This is a genomic window from Mycolicibacterium iranicum (genome assembly GCF_014190915.1).
Taxonomy (GTDB): Bacteria; Actinomycetota; Actinomycetes; order Mycobacteriales; family Mycobacteriaceae; genus Mycobacterium; species Mycobacterium iranicum_B.
Genome location: NZ_JACHVU010000004.1, coordinates 93,681 through 107,217, shown reverse-complemented (window position 1 = coordinate 107,217; position 13,537 = coordinate 93,681). Strand labels below are relative to the sequence as shown.

Annotated in this window: 15 protein-coding genes; 2 read left to right on the top strand and 13 right to left on the bottom strand. The window is 69.5% G+C overall.

The window, feature by feature from the left end:
- Nucleotides 1–115: 115 nt before the first annotated feature.
- Genes purQ through FHR72_RS10905 form a run of 3 tightly spaced genes read right to left on the bottom strand, consistent with a single transcriptional unit; the run spans nucleotide 116 to nucleotide 1,721 of the window.
- Nucleotides 116–790, bottom strand: a complete 675-nt coding sequence (purQ, locus tag FHR72_RS10915; protein ID WP_183467991.1) for a phosphoribosylformylglycinamidine synthase subunit PurQ — start codon at nucleotides 788–790, stop codon at nucleotides 116–118.
- The gene (gene purS, locus FHR72_RS10910) at nucleotides 787–1,029 is read right to left on the bottom strand and encodes a phosphoribosylformylglycinamidine synthase subunit PurS (protein WP_183467990.1); all 243 of its coding nucleotides are present in this window, start codon (nucleotides 1,027–1,029) and stop codon (nucleotides 787–789) included. Before purS ends, purQ begins: the two co-directional genes overlap by 4 nt.
- Nucleotides 1,030–1,064: 35 nt before the next feature.
- Nucleotides 1,065–1,721 (bottom strand): ATPase, encoded by a 657-nt coding sequence (locus FHR72_RS10905; RefSeq protein WP_221193436.1) that lies wholly within the window; start codon nucleotides 1,719–1,721, stop codon nucleotides 1,065–1,067.
- Between the two features lie 53 nt (nucleotides 1,722–1,774).
- Here FHR72_RS10905 and FHR72_RS10900 point away from each other — a divergent pair, with 53 nt between their 5' ends.
- Complete coding sequence (locus FHR72_RS10900; RefSeq protein WP_183467989.1) at nucleotides 1,775–2,428, top strand: MBL fold metallo-hydrolase; 654 nt, start codon at nucleotides 1,775–1,777, stop codon at nucleotides 2,426–2,428.
- A gap of 97 nt (nucleotides 2,429–2,525) precedes the next feature.
- On the opposite strand, the gene FHR72_RS10895 is transcribed toward FHR72_RS10900, so the two are convergent.
- From FHR72_RS10895 to FHR72_RS10870, 6 genes are all read right to left on the bottom strand, one after another.
- Nucleotides 2,526–4,166 carry an FAD-binding dehydrogenase gene (locus tag FHR72_RS10895; protein ID WP_183467988.1) on the bottom strand — a complete coding sequence of 547 codons (1,641 nt, stop codon included), beginning with the start codon at nucleotides 4,164–4,166 and terminating at the stop codon, nucleotides 2,526–2,528.
- A 27-nt stretch (nucleotides 4,167–4,193) separates the two neighbouring features.
- Nucleotides 4,194–4,898 carry a DUF2334 domain-containing protein gene (locus FHR72_RS10890; RefSeq protein ID WP_183467987.1) on the bottom strand — a complete coding sequence of 235 codons (705 nt, stop codon included), beginning with the start codon at nucleotides 4,896–4,898 and terminating at the stop codon, nucleotides 4,194–4,196.
- Between the two features lie 77 nt (nucleotides 4,899–4,975).
- Nucleotides 4,976–5,467: a glutathione peroxidase gene (locus FHR72_RS10885; RefSeq protein ID WP_183467986.1), complete on the bottom strand. Its 492-nt coding sequence runs from the start codon at nucleotides 5,465–5,467 to the stop codon at nucleotides 4,976–4,978.
- Nucleotides 5,468–5,488: 21 nt separating this feature from the next.
- Nucleotides 5,489–6,043 carry a TetR/AcrR family transcriptional regulator gene (locus tag FHR72_RS10880; RefSeq protein WP_183467985.1) on the bottom strand — a complete coding sequence of 185 codons (555 nt, stop codon included), beginning with the start codon at nucleotides 6,041–6,043 and terminating at the stop codon, nucleotides 5,489–5,491.
- A gap of 6 nt (nucleotides 6,044–6,049) precedes the next feature.
- Nucleotides 6,050–8,158, bottom strand: coding sequence for a S9 family peptidase (locus FHR72_RS10875; protein WP_183467984.1), 2,109 nt, complete (start codon nucleotides 8,156–8,158; stop codon nucleotides 6,050–6,052).
- Between the two features lie 8 nt (nucleotides 8,159–8,166).
- Nucleotides 8,167–9,060 (bottom strand): phosphoribosylaminoimidazolesuccinocarboxamide synthase, encoded by an 894-nt coding sequence (locus FHR72_RS10870; protein WP_183467983.1) that lies wholly within the window; start codon nucleotides 9,058–9,060, stop codon nucleotides 8,167–8,169.
- Between the two features lie 82 nt (nucleotides 9,061–9,142).
- On the opposite strand from FHR72_RS10870, the gene FHR72_RS10865 reads away from it, so the two are divergent.
- On the top strand, nucleotides 9,143–9,775 hold the full coding sequence (locus FHR72_RS10865) for a hypothetical protein (protein ID WP_183467982.1): 633 nt from the start codon (nucleotides 9,143–9,145) through the stop codon (nucleotides 9,773–9,775).
- A gap of 9 nt (nucleotides 9,776–9,784) precedes the next feature.
- Here FHR72_RS10865 and FHR72_RS10860 read toward each other — a convergent pair whose 3' ends face one another.
- The 4 genes from FHR72_RS10860 to purB are packed head-to-tail and all read right to left on the bottom strand — an operon-like array spanning nucleotide 9,785 to nucleotide 13,526.
- Nucleotides 9,785–10,267: a DinB family protein gene (locus tag FHR72_RS10860; RefSeq protein ID WP_183467981.1), complete on the bottom strand. Its 483-nt coding sequence runs from the start codon at nucleotides 10,265–10,267 to the stop codon at nucleotides 9,785–9,787.
- Between the two features lie 15 nt (nucleotides 10,268–10,282).
- The gene (locus FHR72_RS10855) at nucleotides 10,283–10,858 is read right to left on the bottom strand and encodes a DUF1707 SHOCT-like domain-containing protein (protein ID WP_183467980.1); all 576 of its coding nucleotides are present in this window, start codon (nucleotides 10,856–10,858) and stop codon (nucleotides 10,283–10,285) included.
- 11 nt (nucleotides 10,859–10,869) lie between these two features.
- Nucleotides 10,870–12,111, bottom strand: a complete 1,242-nt coding sequence (locus FHR72_RS10850; RefSeq protein WP_183467979.1) for a cytochrome P450 — start codon at nucleotides 12,109–12,111, stop codon at nucleotides 10,870–10,872.
- On the bottom strand, nucleotides 12,108–13,526 hold the full coding sequence (purB, locus tag FHR72_RS10845) for an adenylosuccinate lyase (RefSeq protein ID WP_183467978.1): 1,419 nt from the start codon (nucleotides 13,524–13,526) through the stop codon (nucleotides 12,108–12,110). The genes FHR72_RS10850 and purB overlap by 4 nt, the downstream gene beginning before the upstream one ends.
- Between the last annotated feature and the right edge of the window lie 11 nt (nucleotides 13,527–13,537).

Genomic DNA, 13,537 nt, shown 5'->3' with positions numbered 1-13,537 from the left:
CTGACCGCCCTGCCCCGGACCCGCACCGCGAGCGCGCGTGTCTGCACGCCGACGCGCCGCGGGCACCGGCATTTCGCGCGCGCTCACGGAACGCGAGCGCGCGTAGAGATCCGCCTTAAGCCACCAGCACCGAATCCAGCGCCGAGAGGAACAGGCCCAGCCCGTCGTCGGAGGGGCCCGTCAAGGCCTCGGTCGCATGCTCGGGGTGCGGCATCAGTCCGACGACGCGGCCGTTGGCCGAGCTGATCCCGGCGATGTCGCGCATGGATCCGTTGAGGTTCTCGCGGTAGCGAAACACCACGCGGCCTTCACCTTCGAGCTCGTCGAGGACCTCGTCGCTCGCCACGTAGCGACCCTCGCCGGACTTCAGCGGGATCAGCAGATCGGCGCCCTGTTCGTAGCGGCTGGTCCACGCCGAGGTGTTGGAGGCGACTTCGAGCCAGGTGTCACGGCAGATGAAGTGCAGTCCTTTGTTGCGCGTGAGCGCGCCGGGCAGCAGGCCGGCCTCGCACAGAACCTGGAAGCCGTTGCAGATACCGAGGACGGGCATCCCCTTGTTCGCCGCGTCGACGACCTCGCCCATCACCGGCGCGAACCGCGCGATGGCGCCGGCACGCAGGTAGTCCCCGTAGGAGAACCCGCCGGGCACCACGACCGCGTCCACACCCTTGAGGTCGGCGTCGCCGTGCCACAGGTTGACGGCCTCGGCGCCGGCCAGACGCACGGCGCGCGCGGCGTCGATGTCGTCGAGCGTGCCGGGGAATGTGATGACGCCCACTCGGGTGCTCATGACTGCCCCTCCCGGGTGATCGACCAGTCCTCGATCACGGTGTTGGCGAGCAGCGACTCAGCGATCTCGGCGAGCTTGTCGTCGCTGATGTCGCCGTCGATGTCCAACTCGAATCGCTTGCCCTGACGGACATCTGAGATTCCCTCGAAGCCGAGCCGGCCGAGCGCACCGACGATCGCCTGCCCCTGGGGGTCGAGGATCTCAGCCTTCGGCATGACGTTCACCACCACTTTTGCCACGCGGTCACTCTACCTGCGACGACGACCGGTTCGCGTCACCGGCATGAGCCCAGGTACGCCTCACACAGCGGGGCCGCCATCGCGTCGAACACCTCTGTGTCGGGCGCCACAGCCCGCCACGGGACTGTCGGCGGCACCGTCGACCACAGCACCATCTCCACCACCGTGCTGCTGGCCGGGTCGGCCACCAGGTAGGCGTGCATCACCCGCCGGCCGCCGTCACTGATCACCGTCGCCAGCTCCATCGCGCCGCTGGTCGTCAGGGACGGCGAGACCTCCGGGGCCGTCAGCTGGCACGACGCCAGCGCCATCCTGGCCCATTCCAGCGTCTCGAGCGCCTCGCGGCCACCTGTCACGGTGTCGCCGCGCCAGTGCACGACCTGGACGTGCAGGTTCCACTGGCCGGGCGGATTGCTGACCTGAGCGCGTGCGGCGACGGCGTAGTCGCGGGGGTCGCTGTCGCGGCCGGGGCTCGCGCACCAGGATTCGAACTCGAACCGGGGCGTGGTCACGCCCACGGCCAGACCGGCGAGCCCGGGCCAGCGGTAGGCCGGTGCCAGCGGGATGGCGCCGGGCTCGATCCACGCCGAGTCGGGAATCTGGTCGCATCTCGGGGGGCACGGACCCGGCGCCGCGCCGGCCGCCGCCGGCACCAGCATCCACCCCGCCACCGCGATGGCCAGCGCGAACATCAATCGCACGTACACCTGCACCCCCACCTGCCCCCGAGCGTCACAATATAGGGATGCAGCTCACACATTTCGGCCATTCATGCCTGCTGGCGAGCTTCGCTGACGGGTCGGGCCCACAGACCACGCTCCTGTTCGACCCGGGGACGTTCTCGCACGGCTTCGAGGGGGTCACGGGCCTGAGCGCGATCCTGATCACCCATCAGCATCCGGATCACGCCGACACCGAACGCCTGCCGGCGTTGATCGACGCCAATCCGCAGGCCGCCCTCTACGCCGACCCGCAGACTGCCGCACAGCTCGGCGGGTCATGGCAGGCGGTGAACGTCGGCGACGAGTTGTCCATCGGGTCGCTGACGGTCCGCGGGGCCGGCGGTAAGCATGCGGTCATCCACCCGGAAATCCCTGTGATCGACAACATTTCGTATCTCGTCGGCGATGCCGACCATCCCGCGAAGCTGATGCACCCGGGCGATGCGCTCTTCGTGCCCGACGAGCCGGTCGACGTGCTCGCCACCCCCGCGGCCGCGCCGTGGTTGAAGGTGTCCGAAGCCGTGGACTATCTGCGGGCTGTCGCGCCGGCGCGCGCCGTGCCCATCCACCAGGCGATCATCGACCCCATCGGCCGGCCGATCTTCTACGGGCGTCTGACGGAGATGACCGACACCGACTTCCAGGTGCTGGAGCAGGAGAGCGCCACCGACTTCTGACCCGGGCGCCAAGGGCACCTCGCAAGCCGACACGAAATCGCGTGTCGCCTCGGCGTGTCGCGCGAGTTCGTGTCTGCTCGCGGGGGAAGCCGGCGCCCTACAGGACTGCCTTGGCGGCCGCCCGGCCCGCCGCGCGCCCCGAGAACACGCAGCCGCCGAGGAACGTCCCCTCCAGCGACCGGTACCCGTGCACTCCCCCGCCGCCGAACCCGGCCGCTTCACCGGCGGCGTACAGGCCGGGGAACACGGTGCCGTCGCTGTGCAGCGCCCGCCCGTCGAGGTCGGTTTCCAACCCACCCAGCGACTTTCGCGTCAGGATGTGCAGCTTCACCGCGATGAGCGGGCCCGCCTTGGGGTCGGTCAGGCGGTGCGGGGCGACGACGCGGCTCAGCCGGTCCCCGAGGTAGTTGCGGGCGCCGCGGATCGCGGTGATCTGGCCGTCCTTGGTGAACGTGTTGTCCACCTCGCGGTCTCGCGCCGTGACCTCGGCCTCCACCACGTCGAATGCCAGCGGTTGCACCCCGGGGACGGCGTTCATCTTCGTCACGAGCTCGCGCAGCGTGGTGGCGCTGACGAAGTCGACGCCCTTGTCCACGAACGCGTGCACGGGCGCGGGGCCCTTGCGGCCCCGCTCGATGACGGCCCGGATGCTGCGGCCGGTCAGGTCGGGGTTCTGCTCCTGGCCGGACAGACCGAACTCCTTGGCGATGATCCGCGAGTTCAGCACGAACCACGTGTAGTCCTGACCGGTCTGGGCGATGTATTCGAGCGTGCCCAGCGTGTCGAATCCCGGGTACAGCGGCACCGGTAGCCGTTTGCCGTGGGCGTCGAGCCACAGCGACGACGGCCCGGGCAGGATCCTGATGCCGTGGCGCGGCCAGATCGGGTCGTAGTTGGTGATGCCTTCGGTGTAGTGCCACATCCGGTCGCTGTTGATCACGTTCGCCCCGGCCGTCGCCGAGATCTCCAGCATGCGGCCGTCCACATGGGCCGGCACGCCGCTGAGCAGTTGTTCGGGGACCCGCCCCATCCGCGTGGGCCAGTACTTGCGGACGAGGTCGTGGTTGCCGCCGATGCCGCCGCTGGCCACGATCACGGCCTGCGCCCGGAATTCGAACTCGCCGAGCACTTCTCGTGACGACGGGGCGCCGCGGACGGCGGTGGACGGTTCGAGCACCGCGCCGCGGATGCCCACCACCGTGCCGTCCTCGACGATCAGCTCGTCGACGCGATGCCGGTGGGCGGACCGGACCCGCTCGTTGCCGACCAGACGCCGCGCGAAGATGTCGACGAGGGCGGGCCCGGTGCCCCAGGTGATGTGGAAGCGCGGCACCGAGTTGCCGTGGCCGTTGGCGTTGTAGCCGCCGCGTTCCGCCCAGCCGACCAACGCGAAGGTCTGCAGGCCACGGTCACGCAGATAGCTGCGCTTCTCGCCGGCGGCGAAGTCGACGTAGGCGTGGGCCCACTGGCGTGGCCAGTGGTCTTCGGGCCGGTCGAACCCCGCCGAGCCCATCCAGTCCTGCAGCGCGAGTTCGTGGCTGTCCCGGATGCCGAAACGCCGCTGCTCCGGGCTGTCGACGAAGAAGAGCCCGCCGAACGACCAGAAGGCCTGGCCGCCGACGTTGGCCTCGTTCTCCTGGTCGACGATCAGGACACGGCGACCGCGTTCGGCCAGTTCACACGCCGCGACCAGTCCGGCCAGTCCAGCGCCCACCACGATGACATCAGCGTCAGCCATGACGCCCAATGTAACGAGCCCGGGCCGTCAGGCGGCGTCGGTCAGCGCAGGTCGTGGTTGCCACTGGTAGACGGTCGGCACGCAGTGGTGCATCAGCGCCAGGTCGACGGCTTCGAGCATCGCCTGCCGCGGGCCCGGCTTGCGCAGGTGCCGGGCGGCCACGGCCACCCGGACGACGCCGTCGCGGCGCGCGGTGCGCTCGGCGGCGAGCACCAGGGTGCGGCACCACCACGGCTCGGTGAGAAAGCCCTCCCCGATGCCCAGCACGCGACCGCGCACGGTGTCCTGCCGGACCAGATCGGTGATTCCACCCAGTCCCGCGACGAGCCGGAAACCGTTGCGCGGCAACGCCAGAAATGCCCCCTGCGAGACGTTCCATCCCGGTGCGGCGAACAGCCGGGTGCGCAGACCCAGGTGCTCGAGAATGCGGTCGGCGGCCATCAGCCGCAGGTTCGCCTCGTGGGCGGGCAGCGTCGCGAACTCGCCGCGGCGTTGCTTGGTCGCGGCCTCGTCGAAGCCGTGCAGGACGACGGCGTCACCGTCGGCGCGCCGCTGCACGAGCCAGTCGACGGTGCCCGGATCGGCGTCGAGCCGGTAGTCACCCTTGAGTCGCGGCGCCACCAGGAACGACGCCGGCACCCCGCGCTCGTCGAGTCGCGCACGGAAGGCCGCGACGTCGTCGAGGGTGCGGCCGCTGACACCGGAGATCGAGACGATCAGTTGTCCTGCCACGACCGCAGTGTCGCAATGCCAGGTGTCCTGACGGTGGACAACACTCCGCGCGCAGGTGTCCGGCAGGCCAGCGACGGCTATCGCGGCAGGACGGCCTCGATGGCCGAGATCACCTCGGGGGCGTCGGGAGCGGTGCGCGGACGGAACCGCTTGACGACCTTGCTGCCCGGGGCGAGCAGGAACTTCTCGAAGTTCCACTGCACGTCGCCGGCCTCACCCGAATCGTCGGCGGTCCTGGTCAGTTCGGCGTACAGCGGGTGGCGGCCGTCACCGTTGACGTCGGTCTTCTCCAGCAGCGGGAACGTGACGCCGTAGGTGGTCGAGCAGAAGGTCTGGATCTCCTCGGCGCTGCCCGGCTCCTGCCCCATGAACTGGTTGCACGGCACACCGATCACCGTCAGGCCCCGGTCGCCGTACTCCTTGGCCAGTTGCTCCAGCGCGGTGTACTGCGGCGTGAGACCGCATTTGGAGGCGACGTTGACCACCAGAGCGGCGCCGTCGGCCAGTTCGGCCAGCGTGGTGGACCGGCCGTCCAGGGTGGTGAGCGGGATTCCGGCGAGATCAGTCATGGCGCCGACGCTACTCGCGGCTCACGTGGTGAAGAGCATGCGGGCCACGCGCTGAGCGGTGGCGACCGCATCGGCGTCGGTGTCGATGGCCCCATTGAGCCACAGCATCGCGAAGCCGTGCACCAGCGACCATGCCGCCAGTCCCGCCGCCTGCGGGTCTTCTCTGGCTCGCGCGTCGTCGAGTGTGCCGACCCCCGTCGCGAGCTCGGCCCCCGCGGCATCCTGGGCCGAGATGAGCTCGTCGTCGTCGGGGTTGACCAGCGAGCGGTCGAACATCACGTCGTAATGGCCCGGGTTGTCGACCGCGAAGCGCACGTATGCCCGGGCGGCGTCGAGGAACTCGGGCCGGGCATCGGCCAGCGCGACCGCCAGCATCCGCCACCCCTGGGCGGCCAGTGCGGTGAACAATCCGCGGCGGTCGGTGAAGTGGTGCGCCGGCGCGGCGTGTGAAACCCCTGCCGCGCGCGCCAATTCGCGCAGGGAGACGCCGTCGGCGCCGCGTTCGGCGACCAGGGCGGCCGCCTGCGCCAGGATGACGGCCTTGAGGTCGCCGTGGTGGTAGGAGGCCCTGGTCATCGGAACTCAGCCGGACTGTTCGGCTTTCGCGACGTCCAGCAGCCAGGCGTACTGGAACGCGACTTCCTTCCAGCGCTCGTAGCGGCCGCTGATTCCGCCGTGTCCGGCGTTCATCTCGGTCTTGAGCAGCACCTTGGCGGCCTCGCCGGCCGGGTCGGTCTGCGCATGGCGCAGCGCGGCAACCCATTTGGCGGGTTCGACGTAGTACACCCTGGTGTCGTTCAGCGATGTCATCGCAAGGATGGCCGGGTAGTTCTTCGTCTCGACGTTCTCGTAGGGCGAATAGGACTTCATGTACCGGTAGACCTCGGGGTCCTCCAGCGGATTGCCCCACTCGTCCCATTCGGTGACGGTCAGCGGCAGCGACGGATCCAGGATCGTGGTGAGCGGATCGACGAACGGCACCGCGGCCAGGATGCCGGCGAACAGATCGGGCGCCATGTTGGCCACCGCACCCATCAGCAGGCCGCCCGCACTGCCGCCGTAGGCCACCAGGTTCTCCGGCCGGGTGACGTCGGTGCCGACGAGATGGCTTGCCGCGGAGATGAAATCGGTGAAGGTGTTGCGCTTCTCCAGCATCTTGCCGTGCTCGTACCACGGCCGGCCGAGTTCGCCACCGCCGCGCACGTGGGCGACGGCGAAGATCATCCCGCGGTCGAGCAGCGACAGCCGGGCGATCGAGAAGCGCGGATCCTCGCAGGACTCGTAGGCGCCGTATCCGTAGAGCAGCACCGGCGCGGGGTACTGCAGCCCGACGCGGTGGATGACCGAGATCGGGATGCGCGCGCCGTCGGAGGCGACGGCCCAGTCGCGGCGTTCGACGTAGTCCTCGGGACGGTAATCGCCGAGCACGGGTTGTTCGCGCAGCAGCGTGCGTTCGCCGGTCGCCAGATCGAGGTCGTAGATGCGGACCGGGGTGACGAAGGACGTCGCCCCGATGCGCATCTTCGGGGCGCTCCAGTTCGGGTTCGCCGACAACCCCACCGACATGAGCTCGGAGTCGAAGGTGATGTCCTGTGCCTCGCCGTATCCCGTGTCGTGCAGCGGCCACAGCTGAATCCGCGGTAGCGCGTCTTTGCGGTAGCTGAGGACGAGGTGCCCGTCGAACGCGTCGACGGCGTCCAGTCTGACGTCTTCGCGATGCCCGATCAGCGTGGAGATGTTCGTCGGGTCGGCGACCGGGGCCTCGACCAGTGTGAAGTTCTCCGCGCCGTCGTTGTGCAGGATGAGGAACCGGTCTTCACCGGCCACGACGGCGTGTTCGATCGAGTACTCGACGGAATCGCGGCGCGGCCACACGGTCACGAACTCGGCCTCGGGGTCTGCGGCGTCGGCGTAGCGAAGCTCGGAGGTGACGGCGCTGCCCGCCGCGATGATCACGTACTTGTTGCTGCGGGTGCGCCCGACGCCGATCCAATAGCGTTCGTCGGCTTCGTGATACACCCGCTGCGCGGGCAGCCCCGATCCGAGGCGGTGCCGCCACACCGTGTCGGGCCGCCAGGCGTCGTCGACGGTGACGTAGTAGACGGTCTCGTTGTCGGCGGCCCACGTCGCGCCGGCCCCGATGCCGACGATCTCGTCGTCGTAGCGCTCCCCGGTGCGAAGATCCTTGAACCGCAACGTGTAGCGCTCGTCGCCCTTGACGTCGACCGAGTACGCGAGGATGTTGCCGTCGACGCTCACCGAGGCCGCGCCGAGGGAGAAGAAGTCGTGGCCCTCGGCCTCGACGTTCTCGTCGAGCAGGATCTGTTCGCCCGGGATCTCGGTGTTCTCGTCGAACAGCGGCGGCGTCCAGTCCCCGGGATCGGCGATGGGACACCGGCATTGGACCCCGTACTGCTTGCCCTGGAAGCTGCGTCCGTAGTACCACCAGTCGCCGCGGCGGGTGGGTACCGACAGGTCGGTCTCCTTGGTTCTCGCCTTGATCTCGTCGAAGATCTTCTGTCGCAGCGGTGCCAGGTTCTCGGTGACGTGTTCGGTGAACGCGTTCTCGGCCTCCAGGTAGTCGATGACGTCCTGGCTCGACTTCTCCCGCAGCCATTCGTAGGGGTCGACGAAGACGTCGCCGTGGTGTTCCCGACGGAAGTCGACCCGCTTGGCGATCGGTGCTGTCACGTCACCGCTCACGCGGTGCCTCCAATCCAGTCGTCGAACCGCAGTCCTGAGATGCGTTCGTAGGCTTCGATGTAGCGCGCCCGAGTGGCCTCGGCGATCTCGTGTGGAAGCGGCGGGGGCGGTTGGTCGCCGTGCCGGTCCCACCCCGAGTCGGGTCCGGTCAGCCAGTTGCGGACGAACTGCTTGTCGAAGCTGTTCTGCACCTGGCCCTCGACATAGTCCTCGGCCGCCCAGTACCGCGAGGAGTCCGGGGTGAACACCTCGTCGGCGAGGGTGAGTTCACCGGCGGCGTCGACCCCGAACTCGAATTTGGTGTCGGCCAGAATGATTCCCTTGGTCAGGGCGTGTTCGGCGCCCTGTCGGTAGATCTGCAACGTACGTTCGCGCAGCTCTTCGGCGCGCTCGTCGCCGATGGAGGCCACCACCTCGTCGAAGGTGATGTTGACGTCGTGGTCGCCGAGGTCGGCCTTGCTGGCCGGCGTGAAGATCGGCTCGTCGAATCTGCTCGCCTCGACGAGGCCCGAGGGCAGGCCGATGCCGCAGACCGCCCCGGTCTGCTGGTAGTCGATCAGGCCCGAGCCGGTGAGGTACCCGCGGGCCACCGCCTCGACGGGCAGCATCTCCAGTCGGCGCACCACCAGCGCCCGCCCCAGCACCTCGTCGGGGATCCGGTCGTCGTCGGGCGGACCCGCCAGGTGGTTGGGCGCATCGACGAGACCGAAGAAGAACACGCTCATCGCGGTCAGCACGCGGCCCTTGTCCGGAATGTGGGACTCCAGGATGTGGTCGTAGGCCGAGATCCGGTCCGTCGCGACGAACAGTAGGTGATCCTCGTCGATGCGGTACAGCTCACGAACCTTGCCGCTGGCCAGATGCTGGTAGTCGGACAGAGCGGGACGCATCGGGCCAGCCTATCGGGCCGTCAGAAGCCGCCCGCGGGAAAGGTCGAGCGCAGCCACAGGGGAACATGCTGTGATCGACGGCATGAAATCTCGGTGGATCCCGTACGCCACGACCCCCGGCCGGCTGCTGTGGCAGCTGGTGAGCGACATCGTCGTGGTCGGGTGGACCGTCATCTGGGTCTGGATCGGCAGCGCGGTGCACGCCGCGATCTCCACCATCGCCGAGTTCGGGTACCAGCTGGAGAGCGGCGCCAACGGCGTCGCCGGCAATCTCGACGACGCCGGCAACAGCGCCGGCGACTTCCCGCTGATCGGCGGTGCGTTGTCGGGCCCACTGCGCGGGGCCGGCGATGCGGCGCGCGAGATCGCCGGCGCCGGCCAGTCGCTGGGGGTGACGGCGGGCTGGTTGGCGTGGCTGCTGGCGCTGGCGGTCGCGGCGCCTCCCATCCTCGCGCTGATGATGCCGTGGCTGTTCCTGCGGGTTCGGTTCTTCCGGCGCAAGTGGACGGCGGTCACGCTGTCGTCGACCCGGGCCGGGGAAGAACTGCTCGCGCTGCGTGCCCTGGCCAACCGGCCCCTGCCGAAACTCGCGGCGATCAGCACCGACCCGGTGGGCGCCTGGCGCGATCAGGATCCGGTCGCGATCCGGGGTCTGGCTGCGCTCGAGCTGCGCGCCTCGGGCATCCGCGCGGCCAACCTGAAGCGGGCCGACTAGCGGCCGGGATCAGCGGCCGACGGTGCCGTCGATCAGCTCGCGCAGGATGTCGAGGTGGCCGGCGTGGCGCGCCGTCTCCTCGATCATGTGGGTCAGGGCCCATCGCCTCGACGGCGGGTCTCCGCGCCGCGCCGGCCGCGGGCACGGCGCACCCAGGTCCTCCCACGCCGCGATCACACTGTTGGCCCGGGCGACGGCGTCCCGGTAGTCCGCGATGACCGAGGCGACGGTGTCCCCGTCCGCCGCGCGGAAGGTCGCGGGCCACTGCGCGTCCTCGCCGAGGAACATGAACCGCTCGACGTAGGCGAGGTGCTTGACGAGCCCCAGGCAGTGCGTGCCCGACGGGACCCCGGCGGTGCGCACCGCCGGCTCGGCGGCGCCGTCGAGCTTCGCGATCACGCCCGTGCGCAGATAGTCGAGAAAGCCGACGAGCGTGTCCTTTTCACCGCCGCCCGTGCCCGGCGGCGGGGCGTCGCGCCCGGATGTGCCCATCGCGTCTCCTGCCGGCTACTTGAGCAACCGCTTGAACGCGGTCCCGAACGGGTGCCGTGCGGTCACCGACCCGAACCGCACCTGGCCGGTGACGACGACGTGCAGCTGACGCGACGGCGGGCTGGTCGCGGCCTTCATCGTCGTGGACGAGGCGAGGTTGCCGACGCCGTTCAGATCGGCCGTGGCCCCGTCGGGCAGGATCAGCTCCGTCGAGCTGAAGTAGTCGTCGATGTCGATGTGCACCACGGGCCCCGGTAGCACGGCTGAAGTGAAATCGAGTGTCGTCGAACACATCCGGGTTACCAGCTGCAATCGTGGCGGGACGCTCCACCGGCCCTTGCGGGTGATGCTCGACATCCAGCTCTTCAGCAGCTCCGGCCGCACGGCCGGCGACTCCCGGCGGATGTGCGGCAGGTCGGCGATGACGGTGTCGAGTTCCCGGCGGGTCCGCGCCGCGATCACGACGTCGACGCGTTCGGCGTATTCGTCGAGGTTCAGCATGCCCTGACCCACCGCGTGTTCCAGGATCTTGGTCACCGCAGCGCGGTCGGCGTCCGATGCCCTGATGTCGGGGTGTCCGGAGGAGTCCATGTGGCCCCAGCTTATGCGCAGGTTCCCAGCGCGACCACCAGGTGGCGCATCCCGGTGTGGCGGTTGCTGCGGGTCCATTCCACCGGCGCGGCCAGTTCCACGCTCGGGTGACGCCGCAGCAACTCCTCGAAGATGACCCGCAGCTCCAGCCGTGCCAGGTTTGCACCGAGGCAGTAGTGCACGCCCTGGCCGAAACCGAGGTGGGGGTTGGGTTTCCGTGCGATGTCGAAGCGGTCCGGCTCGGTGAACACGGCGGCGTCCCGGTTCGCCGAGCCCTCCCACACGAGCACTTTCTGGCCGGGCTCGACGGTGTGTCCGCCCAGGGTGGCGCGCCGGGTCGCGGTGCGCCGCTTCGACGGTGACGGCGACGTCCAGCGGACCATCTCCTCGATGGCCGTGGGCAGCAGGTCAGGCTGCTCGCGCAGCGACCGGTACGCGTCGGGGTTCTCGGCCAGTGCGAGCAGCCCGCCGGCGATCGCGTTGCGGGTGGTCTCGGCCCCGGCGCTGAACAGCAGGTTGAAGAACAGGTAGTTCTCGATGTCCGACAGTTCGGGATCGCCGGAGTTCACCACCACCGAGAGCATGTCGTCGCCGGGATGCGCACGTTTGGCGGCGATCAGCTCCTGGCCGTAGGCATACATCCGCGACCCCGCCTCCTCGACCGAGAGGCGGGTGATGGAGGCCTTGCGCGAACCACCGAAGTCGAAGCTCGGTTCGATGGCCTCGAAGAGCCAATGTCGTTCGGACTCCGGCACTCCGAGAAGGATGCAGATCATCTGCATCGGCACCTCGGCGGCGATGTCGGTGAGGAAGTCGAACGGTTCGCCGGCGGCCACCTCGTCGAGCAGCCGGCCTGCCCGCTCCCGCAGGTCGTCCTCGACGCGCCGGATCATCCGCGGTGTCAGGCCCGAGCTCACGAGCCGGCGCACCGCGCCGTGGCGCGGGTCGTCCATCATGTTGAGCAGCTGGCCCGCGATCGACAGATCCTGCAGCAGGGTGCCGCCGAACGGGCGCTCTCCCCCGGTCACCGACGAGTACGTCTCCGGATCACGGAACACCGCAAGGGTTTCGGCGTGGGTGGCCACCGACCAGAAGCCTTCGCCGTCGGGGGTGTTCTCGGTGGGCTCGTGCCAGTACACCGGGGCGTGCTCGCGGTGCAGCGCGAACAGTTCGTGCGGGAAACCGTCGGCGAAGTTGTCGAGGTCGGTGAAGTCGACCCCGGCCAGCGCACCCAGCTGCCCGACGGAGGTCACAGAATCGCGCCCGAGGTGTACTTCGCCGCGTCCGGATAGCGCGCGATCAGATCGTCGACGGCGGCCACGACGCGGTCGACCTGGTCGGCGGCCGCGCCGGTGAAGACCTGTTTGTCGGCGAGCGCGGCGTCCAGGGCCGCCCGGTCCAGCGGCAGTCGCGGGTCGGCGGCGAGCCGGTCCAGCAGATCGGGTTCGGCGCCCCTCTCGCGCATCGCCAGCGCGACGGCGACGGCGTGCTCCTTGATGACCTCGTGCGCGGTCTCGCGTCCCACACCGGCGCGCACCGCCGCGATCAGGATGCGCGTGGTGGCCAGGAAGGGCAGGTATCGGTCCAGCTCGCGCTGGATCACCGCGGGGTAGGCACCGAACTCGTCGAGCACCGTCAGGAACGTCTCGGTCTGGCCGTCGAGGGCGAAGAACGCATCGGGCAGGGCCACCCGGCGCACCACGGAGCAGAACACGTCGCCCTCGTTCCACTGGGCGCCGGCGAGTTCGGCGGCCATGGAGCCGTAGCCGCGCAGCACGACCTGCAGTCCGTTCACCCGCTCGCAGGACCGGGTGTTCATCTTGTGCGGCATCGCCGACGACCCGACCTGTCCGGGCGCGAAGCCCTCGGTGACGAGTTCGTGTCCGGCCATCAGACGGATGGTGTGCGCCAGCGACGACGGCCCGGCGCCGAGTTGGACGAGCGCGGACACCACGTCGTGATCGAGCGAGCGGGGATACACCTGCCCGACGCTGGTGAACATGTCCGCGAAGCCGAGGAACTGCGCGACGCGCCGCTCGAGATCGGCGAGGCGGCCGGTGTCGCCGTCGAACAGGTCGAGCATGTCCTGCGCGGTGCCCATCGGGCCCTTGATGCCCCGCAGCGGGTAGCGCGCCAGGAGTTCCTCGACCCGCTTGAGCGCGACGAGCAGCTCCTCGGCGGCCGAGGCGAACCGCTTGCCCAGCGTCGTGGCCTGGGCGGCGACGTTGTGGCTGCGGCCGGCCATCACCAGGTCGCGGTACAGCGCGGCGCGTTCGGCCAGCCTGGCGACGACGGCGACGCCGTGTGCCAGGACCAGCTCGAGCGACCGGCGGATCTGCAGCTGCTCGACGTTCTCGGTCAGGTCCCGGCTGGTCATGCCCTTGTGCACGTGCTCGTGGCCGGCCAGGGCGTTGAACTCCTCGATACGGGCCTTCACATCGTGGCGGAGCACCCGCTCGCGGGCGGCGATGGAGGCGAGATCGACGTTCTCCAGCACCCGCTCGTAGTCGGCGACGACGCCCTCGGGGACATCGACACCCAGCTCCGCCTGGGCCTTCAGCACCGCCAGCCACAGCCGCCGCTCGGCGACGATCTTGGCTTCCGGTGACCAGATGGCCACCATCTCCTCGCTGGCGTACCGAGTGGCCAACACATTGGGGATGCTCACGAACACACAGC